The sequence below is a fragment of the Bacteroides parvus genome, assembly GCF_017309675.2.
In the GTDB taxonomy this organism is placed as follows: Bacteria; Bacteroidota; Bacteroidia; order Bacteroidales; family Bacteroidaceae; genus Bacteroides; species Bacteroides uniformis.
Genome location: NZ_CP084680.1, coordinates 718,481 through 734,226, shown reverse-complemented (window position 1 = coordinate 734,226; position 15,746 = coordinate 718,481). Strand labels below are relative to the sequence as shown.

Sequence of the window (15,746 nt, the reverse complement as noted above, 5' to 3'; positions counted from 1 at the left end):
TAACTTATTTATTATTTGTTTTTAATGTATCCTCTTCTGTATAGCTGTTTGATATTAATCCGATTAGAGGAATTTTTACTCGCTTTTTGTACTTTACATCTTCGATAATGATGTCACATAAAAAGTAACTTATATCGATGGTGATTTCTATTGTTTCAGGAGAATATCCTAAATAATCCTTTAGCGGAATGATAAAACGTCTACTGTCTATTTCCATAAAGTAGGAGTCACCGTCTTCGGGAAATGTGGCGCTGCGCCTTAAAGGGAAGCTGCAGAAATTGCATAAAAAAGAGCATTCTCTGACATGATTCTCTAGTGTATACCCCGCCAATACTTTAAAAGGCAGACAATCAAGGAAGGCAAATGAACTTATCTGGCCAATAACAGATGAATACCATATAGATAGGGCTTTAGGCAAGAATTTCCAGTATAGTTCTAAATCGGTCATAGGTATGGCGGGAGATGTTACATCATATTCTTGTAAGATGTGCTCTTCAGCAGTTCCCACTCCGGAGTATTCGGCCTCATAAAGGCCTTCTCCGTATTCGGCAATGCAGTATTCCTCTTTGGAGCAGATGCAGATAGGCATGTCATTTGAATGGATGATGCAAGGTACCGCTGAGGCGATATGGATTTCTTCAGTAACCCGTATCTTTGATGTTTTATCGTTGTCAAAGTACTTGTTGATAAATCTTAATACATCAAAATAATGGCACAGACTTTTCCTATATGTTATGACCTTGAAACGGCTGTCTTGTATAGACTGGCGATTTTTCTTGATGAATGCATCCAGTGAGGTGTTGAAATGTACAATTACCGGATTTATAGGCTTTTCTATTATCTCTTCTACCTGTGTTTTTCCTTCCAGGGGCAGTTCATAAATATTGTCATTCAGAAAATAAACCAGTTTGTCGTCTTGGACGTAATAAAAGGCAATGCCTTGATATGTGGCATGCTGCTTATTGTAGGAAGTGTGTTTGGCACTTTCATCAGTATGGGAGTTCGTAGTGCTATGGGTTAAAGCCACGAACTCATTTACTGTTTGAGGGCGCTTTATCCTCATGGGGGCCATTGCTTTTTTTATGGCCGATATTGTTTGCGCGCTTATGTGCTTTTGCCGCAGCTCTTCTTCTGCAAATCCTTCATTTAGTATTTCAGAGGCTTTGGGCGGGGTCTTTCCTGTCAGCATTTTAAAGAGAGTGGCCCCTAAAGCGTAGATATCCAATGTGGGTGCGAGTATTTTCCCATATTCTTGCGAACCTTGCTCTAAGGGGGCATAACCGGGAGTACCAAGGCCAATAGTAGTGCTTGATTCCGGTTCTCCGTTTTTGTCGATTTGTTTGGATAGCCCAAAATCTATCAGAAACAAAGTGTTATCTGTACGTCGCATGATATTTTTAGGCTTTAAGTCAAGGTGCAGCATCTTTTGGGAATGCATATATTGCAATGCTTTTCCTATCTCCTCTACATATTGTAGCGCTTCTTTTTCCGGCAGCCCTCCTTTCTCCAATATATATGCATCCAGACTGCTCCCTTCGATATACTCCATTACATAGTAGTAGGTGTTGTTCTCTTCAAAAGACTCTAAAACCTTAACGATGTTTTGATGGTTGAGGCGAGCTAGGTTTAAGGCCTCTTTTTGAAATTTCTTTCCATATTTGTATGCAATGCTATTGGGAGATGGCTCATAAATATCTCCTGATGAACTTCTGGCACTTACATCTTGTAGAAAAAATTCTTTGATGGCTACGGATACATTGCTATTCAAGATGCCTAATTCGCCTTTCAGGCAAATTGAAGCCAAATAGGTTATACCGAATGCTCCATGACCTAATACACCTTTAATTTGGTAGTTGTAGGAATGGCCATGGAGTATAGTTCCACAAGATAAAGTGTGAATGCTGCTTTGCATGAATCTATATGTCTGTCTAATTGTTGCTGATACTTGCCTCTTATTTCACTGTGAAAACATATGATTGGGCAGAGTCTTAGCCGTTCAAAGTTATAGAACTTGTTAATGAATTCAAAAGCAAGAAATGTGGGAACTGTACTATTATGCATATTTTCCGGTTATGTGGCTGTAATATGATGTTAAGTGTGACAAACTTTTCTGCTCTACTCTTCTGGGACGGATATTTCCTACAGTTGAACACAAGAGGACTGTAAGCTGGAGTAAAAGGGACGGGCACTTCTTGGCTGAAATACCTGCTGTTTGTCATCCGGATATTTGTAGTTTATAGTTGCGCACAGTTGTGGAACGCTTTCTTCACAGTTGTGGAATAACTTTCTCATTAATGTGAAGAAGGCGTATCACAACTGTGCGCAACTGTTTTTGATGTGGTGTTGGCGTAGGAAAGTACTCTTCTCTGTGCAAGGAGGACCTGCTTCTTGTATAAGAGAAGCCTGCTTTTTTGTAAGAGGACACGGTTATGTAAGCAAAATCTGCTTACATACTTGCATGGTGGTTGCTTACATAACTTAATGCTCTGTGCAGTAGGTTGCTATATGTGTCTATGCAAGCATGCAAGTAGAATGTGCGATAAAGTTATAGTATAGAACTTGAATAGATTCTTGTTTGTGGATTTATCTTTTGCAAAGTCTTGGAATATACTGCCGGAGCACTGATGATAATGGAAAAGAAACTTTTTAAATTGCCGATTTGTTCTTAACTTTGTCAAGCAAAAAGCAATTAAAAAGAGAAAAGATGAATGTAAGAGGAATATCTATATGCTTGCTATGTGCCGGAGCGCTGTTTGTGGCTTGTGGTAGCAAGAGGGGAAAGACTGTGGAAGTTGCTGAACAAGCCGATACGGTACATGTCGTTGGTGGTGATAAGGATAAGCATGGTTGCATTGCATCTGCCGGATATACCTGGAGTGAGGTTCAGAAAGACTGTATCCGTCTGTGGGAAAAAGGAGTCCGTATGAACGCTGTGGATGATGCGGAGAAGGTGTTGTTTCTGGTGTTCAGTCCCGATTCTACCCAAGTGGAACTGTTCTTTTCGGAAGAGGAAATGCCGAACGAGATTCTGGAGCGCCGTGGTCTTCCTTCGGGGGGATATGCTTGGAATGTGGAAGATGATGATACAAAGAATGTGCGTTTGGAAGATGGAAGATGGACGGTCAGCCAGCGCGGTCGGCTTATTTACCGGCAGGCGGAAGAGGCTGCGGGGAACTAATATGTAGAGAAATGGAGGATTTGAAGATATTGACAGAGTCTGTCTGCTGCATAGCCCGTGAAGCCGGATATTTCTTGAAAGAAGAGTGGAAAAACTTCAGCCGGGAAGCGGTACAGAAGAAACAAGCCCATGATTATGTCTCTTATGTAGACAAGGAGTCGGAGAGACGGGTGGTGGCTGCGCTTCGGGAGCTTCTTCCCGAGGCTGGATTTATAGCTGAGGAAGGTTCTGCTGTCTATCACGATGAACCCTACTGTTGGGTAGTGGACCCGTTGGATGGGACAACGAATTATATTCATGATAATGCCCCCTATTGTGTCAGCATCGCTTTGCGCGACAAAGATTCTCTGCTGCTGGGAGTTGTTTATGACCCTTGCCGGGATGAATGTTTTTATGCCTGGCAGGGAGGTGGCGCTTATGTGAATGGAGAACGGATGGAGGTCTCGTCTGTCCAGCAGGTGGAGGATGCCTTTGTAGTGACGGAACTTCCTTATAATTCCGACCGGTATGCACGTACCGGTGAGCATTTGATTCATGAACTTTACGGGCGTGTGGCAGGCATCCGCATGACCGGTTCCGCTGCGCTTGCCATCTGCTATGTGGCTGCCGGACGTTTTGATGCCTGGCTTGAGGCGTTTATCGGCAAATGGGACTTTTCTGCGGCTGCGCTGATGGTGCTGGAGGCTGGTGGAAGAGTCACTGACTTTTGCGGTAGTGACGCCTTTTTGGACGGACATCATATCATTGCCACTAACGGACCGCTGCATCCGTTGTTCTTGAAGCTGGCAGGTGAGGTCTCGCCATTATAGCAAACAAGGCGATGGAGTGTATTGCTCTGTTGCCGTTTTTTTAATACTATACGATGAAAAACATAGTTAAAACCTGGTTCTTTTCTTTTGTCCATCTCTTCTTTCCGCGTCAGTGTGCCGTGTGTGGTGCTATCTTGCAAGAGGGTGAAGAGGGCATCTGCATGAAGTGCAATATGGATATGCCCCGGACAAACTATCATCTTCGTAAGGACAATCCGGTGGAACGTATGTTTTGGGGGAAGATACCTCTGGAATATGCCACATCTTGTTTCTTTTACCATAAAGGGAGTGATTTCCGCCGCATTCTCCATCAGTTGAAATATGGAGGGAGGAAAGACCTTGGCGAAGTGATGGGGCGGTTTATGGCGGCGGAGTTGTCGACTGCCGGTTTCTTCGGTGATGTGGATGTCATTGTCCCCGTTCCTCTGCATCCGCGTAAGCAGAAAATGCGCGGGTACAATCAGAGCGAATGTATAGCTCGCGGCATTTCCGCTGTCACCGGTATTCCCGTAGATACTGCTTCCGTTGCCCGTATGAAGCATACGGAAACGCAGACCCGTAAATCCTCTTATGAACGGTGGGAGAATGTGGACGGTATCTTCTGTCTGCGTCGTGCTGATGCTTTTGCAGGGAAGCATGTACTGATTATAGATGACGTATTGACTACCGGTGCCACCACTACGGCTTGTGCCGATGCGCTCAAGGAAGTGGAGGGCGTGCGCATCAGTGTATTGACACTGGCGGTGGCGGCCTCATAAGTCAGAAACGATAACGGCCGCCTGCTACGATTGTTCCGGTATATCCTACTCCGAATTCTGTGAAGAAGGCAAACCGGCTTCCGTATTCGATGCCTAGGAAACTGAATTGATAAGAGAATTTTGTCTTGTGAAAGACTTCTCCTCCAAAACTGTTCCGGAGGAAATAGGCACCGAGCCCTGCTGAGGTATACAGAGAGAATTTGGGGCGGGTAAACCAGTGCCACCGGAAGGTGGGAAGAACATACAGATACCTTCGGTTGTCTTTGGTGTTTTCATCCAAAACTTCATAAAGGCTACTGGCCGTTCCTCTATTACCGGTTATTCCTCCGGTTACGCCCAGGCTGATTTTGCGGTTGAATCTATAAATATAACTGATGTTCAGAGCACCGTAATAGCTGGTCTTCTCGCGTGTATAGATTCCAAAACTTGCTGTCGGAGCAATAAACTCTTCGGCTATACTATTAGCATCGGTAATGGGGAGGAAGCCGTAACTGACGGATATTTCATGGTGGCGGAATTTTTCCCGCGCAGAAACAAGAGAGGTTTGTGCTTTACCTGCGGTACATAGGTTGAATCCTATGACTAAAAAGAATAAAAGAGTTTTCATTGTAGTTTGGTGCTTGGATTAAGATATGTCTTTCTAATAAATAAAGACAGGTGCTTTTATGAAATTCCTTACTTTACATTTGGCAAATGTATGTTAAATCTTTGAAAATGAAATAGAAGTGTTTGTCTTTTGTGTGGGATAATGTGGGAAAACAAAAAAGGTTCGCCTGATTGACGAACCTTTTCGCTCTTCCTCTTGGACTTGAACCAAGGACCCTCTGATTAACAGTCAGATGCTCTAACCGACTGAGCTAAGGAAGAATATGCATTCAAGTTTTTTCGCTCTTCCTCTTGGACTTGAACCAAGGACCCTCTGATTAACAGTCAGATGCTCTAACCGACTGAGCTAAGGAAGAATGTTGTTTTTTCTCAAATGCGCTGCAAAAGTAATAGGATATTTTGAAATATGCAATATCTTTGCAAAAAAAATATCGAAGATGGATAAAATAATTGGGTTGGGCAATGCTTTGGTTGATGCACTGGCAATCATTGAGGATGATAATATTTTGACGGAGATGCAGCTCCCGAAAGGAAGTATGACTCTGATTGATGAAGATAAGTTCTTGAAAATTAGTGAATATTTCAGCCGGATAAAGACGCATCTGGCTAACGGAGGTTCTGCCGGAAATGCGATTCGGGCAATGGCATGCCTTGGTGCAGGTACGGGATTTATCGGAAAAGTAAACAATGATTTTTACGGTAACTTTTTTCGGGATAGTCTGCTGGAACATGGGACAGAGGCGGATTTATTGCTTTCCACTACCCTTCCGTCCGGTGTAGCCTCTACGTTCATTTCTCCTGATGGAGAGCGTACTTTCGGCACTTATTTGGGGGCGGCTTCTACATTGAAGGCGGAAGATCTTTCGCTGGATATGTTCAAAGGATATGCTTATTTGTTTATAGAGGGGTATCTGGTGCAAGACCATGATATGATTCTCCGTGCCATTGAGCTGGCTAAAGAGGCTGGTTTACAAGTATGTTTGGACATGGCGAGCTACAATATAGTAGAAGGAGACCTTGAATTTTTCTCTCTGTTGGTCAACAAATATGTGGATATTGTTTTTGCCAATGAAGAAGAGGCAAAGGCCTTTACAGGTAAGGAACCGGAGGAAGCATTGGACATCATTGCCAAAATGTGTAGCATAGCCATTGTAAAGGTGGGTGCCCGTGGTTCTCTGATTCGTAAAGGTACAGAGATGGTGCAGGTACAAGCGGCTCCGGTAGAGAAAGTGGTGGACACTACAGGAGCGGGCGACTATTTTGCAGCAGGTTTCTTGTATGGACTGACGTGTGGCTATTCGCTGGAGAAATGTGGCAAGATAGGCTCCCTTCTCTCCAAAGATGTGATACAAGTGGTGGGTACGGAGCTTCAGGCAGCACAATGGGAAAAAATCAAGGAAGAAATTTTATTAATTAATTAGCATATTATCACATAGACATATTATGAGAAGAATTTTAAAGATACGCTGGATGGTTGCCTTGCTGATTGTAGCGGGAGCCGTTTGTTTTTGGGGGTTTAAGAGTGGTGATAGCCGTAGTTTCCAAATAGCAAAGAATCTGGATATATTCAATTCCATTGTGAAAGAGTTGGATATGTTTTACGTGGATACGATTGATCCGAACAAGACTATCCGTGAAGGTATTGATGCCATGCTTTACTCGCTGGACCCCTACACGGAGTATTATCCGGAAGATGACCAAAGCGAACTGGAGCAGATGCTGAAGAATTCCTATGGCGGTATAGGTTCTGTGATTACTTGGAACCCGAAACTGAAACGTTCCATGATATCTGAGCCATACGAGAATATGCCTGCTGCCGATGTAGGCCTGAAAGCCGGAGATATTTTGATGGAAATTGACGGAAAAGACCTTGCCGGAAAGAACAACCAGGAAGTCAGCGAGATGCTTCGCGGACAAGTGGGTACCAGCTTCAAGCTGAAAGTGCAACGTCCCGGTACAGAGAAACCGTTGGATTTCGACATTGTGCGCCGTTCCATCCAATTGCCGTTCATACCTTATTATACGGTGCTGGATAATAATATAGGTTATATCAATCTCAGCACCTTCTCGGGGAATCCTTCCAAGGAGTTCAAGCAGGCTTTTCTGGACTTGAAGAAGCGGGGGATGACTTCGTTGGTGATTGACTTGCGGAACAATGGGGGTGGCTTGCTGGATGAGTCCATAGAGATAGCCAATTTCTTTCTGCCTCGCGGAAAAACACTTGTGACGACAAAGGGTAAGATTAAGCAAGCCAGCAATACCTACAAGACATTGCGTGAACCGTTGGATTTGGAAATTCCTTTGGCTGTTCTGGTCAATGGCGGAACGGCTTCCTCGTCAGAAATCCTTGCGGGTTCTTTGCAGGACCTTGACCGTGCGGTCATTATCGGTAACCGTACTTTCGGTAAGGGATTGGTGCAGACCACCCGTCCGTTGCCATACGGTGGTACCATGAAGCTGACGACTTCTAAATATTATATTCCCAGCGGCCGTTGTGTGCAGGCTATCGACTACAAGCACCGGAATGAGGACGGCAGTGTGGGACGTATTCCGGACAGCCTTACTACCGTGTTCCATACGGCTGCCGGACGTGAAGTGCGTGATGGCGGAGGCGTGACTCCGGACATTGCGGTGAAGCAGGAGAAGCTGCCCAACATTCTGTTCTATCTTGTCAATGACAATCTTATTTTCAATTATGCAACGGACTATTGCCTGAAACATCCTACCATCCCTTCAGCAGAGAAGTTTGAAATTACAGATGCCGATTATGCGGACTTCAAGGCGATGGTGAAGAAGGCGGACTTCAAATACGACCAACAGACAGAGAAGATGCTGAAGAACCTGAAGGAGATGGCCGAATTTGAGGGCTATCTGACTGATGCTTCGAAAGAGTTTGAAGCGCTGGAGAAAAAATTGTCGCATAATCTGGACCGTGACCTTGACCATTTCTCCAAGGACATCAAGAGCATGATTGCGGTAGAAATCATCAAGCGTTATTATTTCCAGCGTGGAAGCATTATCCAGCAGTTGAAAGATGATGATGACTTGAAAGAGGCTGTAAAGATACTGACTGCTCCGGCAAAATACAAGGAAATGTTGAGTGCTCCGACAGTGACGTCAATGTCTCTGCAATAAAGAAAGGAGGCAGCCCCGGTTTTTCTGAGTACCGCTACGAGAGCAAATGAGAATGTTTATGATGAAATAGTATAAGGGCATTCTTAAGAGGATTCTTTTATTTGCTCCTTAATTTATACCGGATAGTCTCTGTATAAGCCTTTTATACACGGCTATTCGGTTAAGTTGTTTGTAGGGTATTAACTTGTTTTATATTTTTGCAGGTGATAATGAAAATATTGACAAGGTTATGAAACGATTGAATTCTCTGAAAGTATGGCTGTCTGTGGTATTGTTGCTTTGCTTCTCTCTTTCCGGACAAGCCCAGTTTCTGCGCACTTCCTACTTTATGGAAGGAAGTAGCCAGCGTATGCAGCTCAATCCGGCCTTGATGCCGGGACGCGGTTATCTGAATATTCCCGCGATAGGTTCGTTGAATGCTACCGTCAACTCCAGTTCCCTGGGGTATAGGGATATTATGGACATTATTGAGAACAGTGATGATAGCGACTATTTCATGAGCAATGACTTTATGAACCGACTGGATGCTATCAATAACTTGAATGTGAATTTGAGTACCGACATTCTGTCTGCCGGGTGGTATAAAGGAAAGAACTTCTGGTCAGTCAATGTGGGGTTGCGTAATGATATCGGTGCTGCCATACCGAAAACCATGTTCCAGTTTATGAATAACATGAGTAACCTGGAGTTTGGTGACAATATTTCTGACTATTTGGGCATTAACGAAACCATTAATGGACAGAAGCTTGAGATAAATTCCTATGCAGAAGTCGGCGTTGGCTTTGCAAGGAATATAACAGACCGACTGGCTGTAGGCGGTAAGGTGAAGATGCTGCTGGGTATCGGTAACTTAAAGCTGAACATTAACCAGATTCATGTGGAAACTCCTTCTGTGGGCTCTTCAGGAGTGACGAGTAAAGCTTCCATTCAAGTGGATGCAACTTTGGAGAACTCGTCAAAGCTGTTAGAACTTCCCGAGAACGAGAATGGTGATTATATCGATGAAATCGATTTTGGCAGTTTCGGTTTTGCCGGATATGGTGGGGCTATTGATTTGGGAATATCTTACAAGTTACTGGATAAATTGACACTTTCTGCTTCAGTTCTTGATTTGGGCTTTATCAAATGGTCTAAATCGAATACCAGTATAGCGCGAGCCAATGCAGAGCAGACTTATGATCTTCTTGACCCGGCCTCGCAGCAGGAGTTCATAAATATTGTGAACAGCGGCGAGATTCTTAACTATGACATGTTGCAGCTCAAGACAGAGGAAGCTTCTGAGAAGAGCCGTACCCGTGGATTGACTTCTACAATGGTTCTTGGCGCTGAATATGCCTTGCTGAATGATTGGCTGGTAGTGGGTGCCTTGTATACCGGTCGTTTTGCCAAGCCGAAAACTTTGAATGAGCTGACTTTCTCTGCCTGCATCCGTCCGACGAATGCTTTCAATGTAGCTGCCAGCTATTCCGTACTTCAAGGAGCCGGTAAAACCTTCGGTCTGGCACTGAAACTGGGGCCTTTCTTTGCGGGAACAGACTATATGTTCTTTGGCAAGAATACGAAGAATGTCAATGCTTATTTGGGTGTTTCTATTCCTTTGGGAAAACAGAAAGCTGCTGAAATCTTATAAAGTGAGTTGTCAGTTGTCGTGGGTTATCTTTCTATAAAAGAGGATAATCTGCGATTTTGTTTTTACGAAAACGCAAAAAGCTTTATCTTTGCTGGTAAATACCTATAAACAGTACTCATGAGAATTGCAATAACGTTTCTCTTGTTTTTGGTTTTCAGTAGTTTGCTGCAAGCTTCACCCATACCTTTTTCTCCTATAGTGAGGAGCTATTCAGTGTCGGATTATAATGCTGGTATTCAGAATTGGGCCATTGCTCAGGACGAAAGAGGAGTGATGTATTTCGGTAATAACAGTGGGCTGTTGGAATTTGATGGAAGTGCTTGGCGGCTGTATGAATTACCGACAAAAGGAATTGTGCGTGCTATATATATCAGTGAAGATGGAAGAATTTATGTAGGCTCTTACGAAGAATTCGGTTATTTTGTCCGTACTCCTTATGACACTCTTCAATATCATTCATTGAAAAATAAGGTGAAAGATTTTGTGTTTCATAATGACGAAATCTGGGATATTGCTTGCGTTCAAGGAGAAATTGTATTTCAATCATTCGGTTCTCTCTTTTTTTATAATGGAAATTCGGTAGAAGGTATTCGAATGAAGAACCTTCCACTGAATTTGTTCCAGGTTGGAAATACTTTTTATTCTCAAAGAATAAACGGCGGACTTTATGTCTTTGCCGGTAGGGAAATGAAAGAACTTATTCCCAGAAAAGCATTTGGAGATAGTGATGTCCTGGCCGGGCTCCCTTATGATGATGCGGTTTTAATGTTTACCCGTAATCAGGGAGGTTTCCTGTATCGAGATGGGAGGGTAGAAAAATGGGAAACTGAATGTGATGATATATTCAGGAAGCATACCATTAATCGTGCGGTGATGACCAAAGACAGTTGCTACGTTGTTGGCACAATATCTGATGGCATATATGCGTTGGATAAAAAGGGAAAGCTGATTTGGAAGGTCAATACGGATAATAAACTACAGAACAATACTGTTTTGAGATTGTATTGTGATGATGACAACAATATATGGACAGCTTTGGATGAAGGTATTGCCTATATACACAACAATTCTTTAATCTATTATTATGAACCTCCATTTCGTAAAATAGGCATGGTATATGATGTCTTGGTAAGGGAAAATGAAGCTTATATTGCTTCTAATCAGGGACTTTATTGGCTTAAGGATGGAAAGACTGAATTAGTTCCGGGTTTGGAAGAACAAGCGTGGTTCGTCGATGAATGGGGAAAACAGATTTTCTGCGGGCACAACAAGGGGACTTTCTTTATATCAGGACTGAAATCAAAGCTGGTATCTGATGTAAAAGGAGGGATGTGTATGGAAAAGATTGAATTGAAGGAACAATCTTTTTTGTTGGAGGGAGCTTATGCGCTTCTGAATTTATATACGGAGACTGCTTCGGGAGAGTATTGCTTTACTCGGTCCTTACGTGGGTTCAGCCACATGATTCGTCATATAGAAGTGGACCATCAAGGGAATATTTGGGCGAAACATTTAAGGAATGGTTTGTATCGCTTTCGGATTGATTCGGATATGAAGCAGGTAAAGGATGTGCGGAAGTATGAGAGCTTGGGAGAAGTGAAAGGTGGGAGTTTTACTTTGTTCAAAATCAATGGTCGGGTAGTTTTTTCTAATGGGGAATATTTCTATACTTACGAAGATATGACTGATTCGATTGTTCCTTATGAAACAATGAATGAGCAATTGATGGAATTGAAAGGAATCAAGACTGTGAGTCATGCGAACGGAGATTACTATTGGTTTGTGGGCGACAGGACTGTGTTTTTGGTGAAGTGTGCGATAAATACTTTCAATATCGAACTTCGGATTCCATATTCTTTGTTTGACGGTCTGGCTGTGGAAGAACGAGGAAGCGTGGTTTATGACAAGAGAAATAATCATTCCTATCTTTGCTTGAATAATGCCATTGCCCGTATTGAAACAGATAGTTCCTCGTTATATAAATCTCAGACCAGGCGTTCTTTATGGATTTCAGAGATGCAGGTTACTGAGGAATTCAGTGATAAACGGAAGACATTGGTCGTGCAGTCGGGAGTCAAGGTCGAACATGAGTTTAATACAGTGAGTTTTACATTGTGCTATCCGGTTTATAACGATTATACTTATAAAGTAAGATACCGGTTGGAAGGGTATTCTGATCAGTGGATACCTGATGGACGCAATTTGCAGAAAAAGTATGCCCGTCTTCCTTATGGAAGTTATGTTTTTCGGGCGGAGATATATGATACTGGTAGAGTTTTGGCATCGGTGGAGTTTCCCTTTGAGATTTTGTCTCCGTGGTATTTGTCTTATTGGGCTGTGGGAAGCTACATTCTGATAGGGTTGTGCCTGCTGGCCTTGCTGCAATATATTGTTTATCGCTTTGTGAAGAAAAAGAAGGACCGTGTGATTGAGCAGCAGCGTGTAGTCCATCAGGCAGAGCTTGAACGGCAAGAGAAGAAGATTATTGAGTTGGAAAAGGAGCAGCTTGAGGCCGATTTGCGTTTTAAAAGTAAAGAATTGTCCAGCGTGGTAATGATGAATATCGCTCATCAGGAGTTTTTGACTTCATTGAAAGAGGAGATACAGAAGCAAAAGTTGTCCGGACAGCATAGTCGTAAGAATTTGGATAAACTTCTTGTTTTGGTCAACAATAATATAGTGTCTGATGAAGAGAACTGGATAATGTTTCAAGCTAATTTTGACCGTATACATGAAAATTTCTTCCGAAACCTGAAACTTCAATATACTGATTTGACTTCAGGAGATTTACGCTTTTGTGCATTGCTCCGCTTGAATATGCCGACAAAGGAGATAGCGAAGTTGCTCAACATTTCTACACGTGGGGTTGATGCTGCAAGATACCGGTTGCGCAAGAAATTCAATCTGCTTCCGGAAGAAAGTCTGACTGATTTCCTTATAAATTTTAAATAACTGTTTTACAGTGGAATATTAATGGGGGAAGTATTAATATTGTACTCCCTCTTTTGTTTTTTAGTGATGGGTGTACTTTTGTTGTAGTGCGGGATGTGGAGGTTGTCGTATGCTTTTCTTTTATTTGCAGCAAAATAATATTTCTATAAATTAAAAGCATGAAAGACATGAAGTATTTACTTTTCAAGTTACAATCATTTTTAGTCTTGTTGGTGTTTACTGCCGTTAGTGCGTATGCGCAGAAATCTCCGGTCGATATGAATCGTTTCATCGACGATTTAATGAAGAAGATGACCCTGGAAGAGAAAATAGGTCAGTTGAATCTGCCGGTTACCGGTGAGATTACGACCGGTCAGGCTAAAAGTAGTAATGTGGCCAAACGTATTCGTGCCGGTGAAGTGGGCGGGCTTTTCAATCTGAAAGGCGTGGAACGTATCCGCGATGTACAGAAGCAGGCGGTTGAAGAAAGTCGTTTGGGTATTCCTCTCTTATTTGGTATGGATGTTATTCATGGATATGAAACGGTGTTTCCCATCCCTTTGGGATTGTCGTGTACATGGGATATGAAGGCGATTGAAGAATCGGCACGTATTGCAGCCATTGAGTCCAGTGCCGACGGTATTTGCTGGACATTCAGTCCGATGGTGGATATTTGCCGTGATGCCCGTTGGGGGCGTGTGTCCGAGGGCAACGGTGAAGACCCGTTTCTGGGAGCAGCCATTGCGCAGGCCATGGTACGTGGTTATCAGGGAAAAGATATGAGCCGTAATGATGAGATTATGGCTTGTGTAAAGCATTTTGCCTTGTATGGTGCCGGTGAGGCAGGACGTGACTATAATACAGTAGATATGAGTCATCAGCGCATGTTCAATGAATACATGTTACCCTATCAAGCGGCGGTTGATGCCGGTGTGGGAAGTGCGATGGCCTCTTTCAATGAGGTCGATGGCATTCCCGCTACTGGAAACAAGTGGTTGATGACGGATGTATTGCGTAAGCAGTGGGGGTTTGGCGGTTTTGTAGTGACAGATTATACCGGAATTACAGAAATGACCGACCATGGCATGGGCGATACGCAGACTGTTGCCGCGTTGGCACTGAATGCAGGTGTGGATATGGATATGGTGAGCGATGCATTTGTAGGTACGCTCAAGAAGTCATTGACAGAAGGAAAAGTGACAGAAGAAGTAATTAATGCGGCTTGTCGCCGTATTCTGGAAGCTAAGTACAAGTTGGGCTTGTTCGATAATCCTTATAAATACTGTGATGTGAAGCGTGCCAAGAAGCAAATCTTTACCAAAGAGCATCGTGCCGTTGCGCGTAAGATTGCTTCGGAGAGTTTGGTGTTGCTGAAGAACGAGGGTAATGTGCTTCCGCTGGCCAAAAAAGGCACTATTGCTGTGGTAGGTCCGTTGGCAGACAGCCGCAGTAATATGCCGGGTACTTGGAGTGTGGCTGCTGTATTGAAGAATGCAACTTCTTTGGCTGAAGGTTTGAAGGCGGTAGCAGGCGATAAAGCCGAAATATTGACTGCGAAAGGCTGTAATTTGATGAGTGATGCCGAATATGAGAAACGTGCCACTATGTTCGGACGTTCTTTACACCGTGACAATCGTTCGGACAAGGAGTTGCTGGACGAGGCTCTTGCTGTGGCTGCCAAATCGGATGTTATTGTGGCTGCGCTCGGTGAGTCTTCGGAAATGAGTGGAGAGAGCAGTTGCCGCACGAATCTTGAAATGACCGACACCCAACGCATGCTGTTACAAGAATTATTGAAAACAGGAAAACCAGTGGTACTGGTGCTGTTTACCGGTCGTCCGCTGGTACTGAACTGGGAGCAGGCAAACGTGCCGGCCATTCTGAATGTATGGTTTGCAGGCAGTGAGGCAGGTTTTGCCATCGGTGATGTACTGTTTGGTGATGTGAATCCGAGTGGGAAGCTGACTACGACTTTCCCGAAGAACGTGGGACAGATTCCTTTGTTCTACAACCACAAGAACACGGGACGCCCTCTTGCCGACGGTGCATGGTTCCAGAAATTCCGCAGCAACTATATAGACATAGACAATGAACCGCTTTATCCTTTTGGTTTCGGCTTGAGCTATACCACATTCTCTTATAGCGACGTGGCTTTGGACAAGACTAGCATGACGGATAAGGGCGAACTGACTGCTACCGTGACTGTGACCAATACCGGCAAGAGAGACGGTGCGGAAGTGGTTCAACTTTATATTCGTGACCTTGTGGGAAGTGTAACCCGTCCGGTGAAAGAGTTGAAAGGCTTTGAGAAGATTTTTCTGAAAGCCGGCGAATCTAAAAAAGTATCTTTCAAGATTACTCCCGAATTGCTGAAGTTCTACAACTACAATCTTGATTTTGTATGCGAGTCCGGTGATTTTGAGGTGATGATTGGCAGAAATAGCCAGGACGTAAAGAAAGCAGCGTTCAAGTTACTCTAACTGATTCTCAAGACGGCAATATGCAGCATTCAAGCCACTGCGTTGAGATGGCATTGTTGCTGCATATTGTCTACATCTTCACTGCAAACGTTTTGCAGTTTTTACTTGATATATAATCTATCGTATAATGGCAATCGGTTATGGAAATCTTATGGTCGGCTTTGAGGCAGTGAAAGGTATGACGTTCTTGAATATGGGATAAAAAACTTCAGAATAGGA

Annotated in this window: 10 protein-coding genes and 2 tRNA genes; 8 read left to right on the top strand and 4 right to left on the bottom strand. The window is 43.5% G+C overall.

Translation table 11 applies throughout. The features are described from left to right. Nucleotides 1-4: 4 nt before the first annotated feature. Nucleotides 5-1,912 (bottom strand): serine/threonine-protein kinase, encoded by a 1,908-nt coding sequence (locus tag JXR92_RS02900; protein WP_138344681.1) that lies wholly within the window; start codon nucleotides 1,910-1,912, stop codon nucleotides 5-7. A 792-nt stretch (nucleotides 1,913-2,704) separates the two neighbouring features. Between JXR92_RS02900 and JXR92_RS02895 the strand changes: the two genes are divergently transcribed. The 3 genes from JXR92_RS02895 to JXR92_RS02885 are packed head-to-tail and all read left to right on the top strand — an operon-like array spanning nucleotide 2,705 to nucleotide 4,745. Then, entirely contained in the window at nucleotides 2,705-3,178 is a 474-nt protein-coding gene (locus tag JXR92_RS02895; RefSeq protein ID WP_138344680.1) for a hypothetical protein, read from the top strand. Nucleotides 3,179-3,189: 11 nt separating this feature from the next. Next, nucleotides 3,190-3,987, top strand: coding sequence for an inositol monophosphatase family protein (locus JXR92_RS02890; protein WP_138344679.1), 798 nt, complete (start codon nucleotides 3,190-3,192; stop codon nucleotides 3,985-3,987). Nucleotides 3,988-4,040: 53 nt separating this feature from the next. Continuing rightward, nucleotides 4,041-4,745: a ComF family protein gene (locus JXR92_RS02885; protein ID WP_119961373.1), complete on the top strand. Its 705-nt coding sequence runs from the start codon at nucleotides 4,041-4,043 to the stop codon at nucleotides 4,743-4,745. 1 nt (nucleotide 4,746) lies between these two features. Here the strand turns inward: JXR92_RS02885 and JXR92_RS02880 are convergent, their stop codons facing one another. From JXR92_RS02880 to JXR92_RS02870, 3 genes are all read right to left on the bottom strand, one after another. Beyond that, complete coding sequence (locus tag JXR92_RS02880; RefSeq protein ID WP_119961374.1) at nucleotides 4,747-5,352, bottom strand: outer membrane beta-barrel protein; 606 nt, start codon at nucleotides 5,350-5,352, stop codon at nucleotides 4,747-4,749. A gap of 186 nt (nucleotides 5,353-5,538) precedes the next feature. Beyond that, nucleotides 5,539-5,612: transfer RNA gene (locus JXR92_RS02875), tRNA-Asn, on the bottom strand. A gap of 21 nt (nucleotides 5,613-5,633) precedes the next feature. Beyond that, a tRNA-Asn gene (locus tag JXR92_RS02870) sits at nucleotides 5,634-5,707 on the bottom strand. Between the two features lie 81 nt (nucleotides 5,708-5,788). On the opposite strand from JXR92_RS02870, the gene JXR92_RS02865 reads away from it, so the two are divergent. The 5 genes from JXR92_RS02865 (at nucleotide 5,789) to bglX (ending at nucleotide 15,527) form a co-directional block, all read left to right on the top strand. Continuing rightward, nucleotides 5,789-6,772, top strand: coding sequence for an adenosine kinase (locus tag JXR92_RS02865; protein ID WP_119961375.1), 984 nt, complete (start codon nucleotides 5,789-5,791; stop codon nucleotides 6,770-6,772). Between the two features lie 22 nt (nucleotides 6,773-6,794). Further along, complete coding sequence (locus JXR92_RS02860; RefSeq protein WP_138344678.1) at nucleotides 6,795-8,486, top strand: S41 family peptidase; 1,692 nt, start codon at nucleotides 6,795-6,797, stop codon at nucleotides 8,484-8,486. Nucleotides 8,487-8,715: 229 nt separating this feature from the next. Beyond that, a complete protein-coding gene (locus tag JXR92_RS02855; protein WP_171030405.1) occupies nucleotides 8,716-10,116 on the top strand; it encodes a DUF5723 family protein in 1,401 nt (466 codons plus the stop codon). 117 nt (nucleotides 10,117-10,233) lie between these two features. Beyond that, nucleotides 10,234-13,068, top strand: a complete 2,835-nt coding sequence (locus tag JXR92_RS02850) for a ligand-binding sensor domain-containing protein (RefSeq protein WP_119961378.1) — start codon at nucleotides 10,234-10,236, stop codon at nucleotides 13,066-13,068. A gap of 167 nt (nucleotides 13,069-13,235) precedes the next feature. After that, nucleotides 13,236-15,527, top strand: coding sequence for a beta-glucosidase BglX (gene bglX, locus JXR92_RS02845; protein ID WP_119961447.1), 2,292 nt, complete (start codon nucleotides 13,236-13,238; stop codon nucleotides 15,525-15,527). The last annotated feature ends 219 nt before the right edge of the window (nucleotides 15,528-15,746 follow it).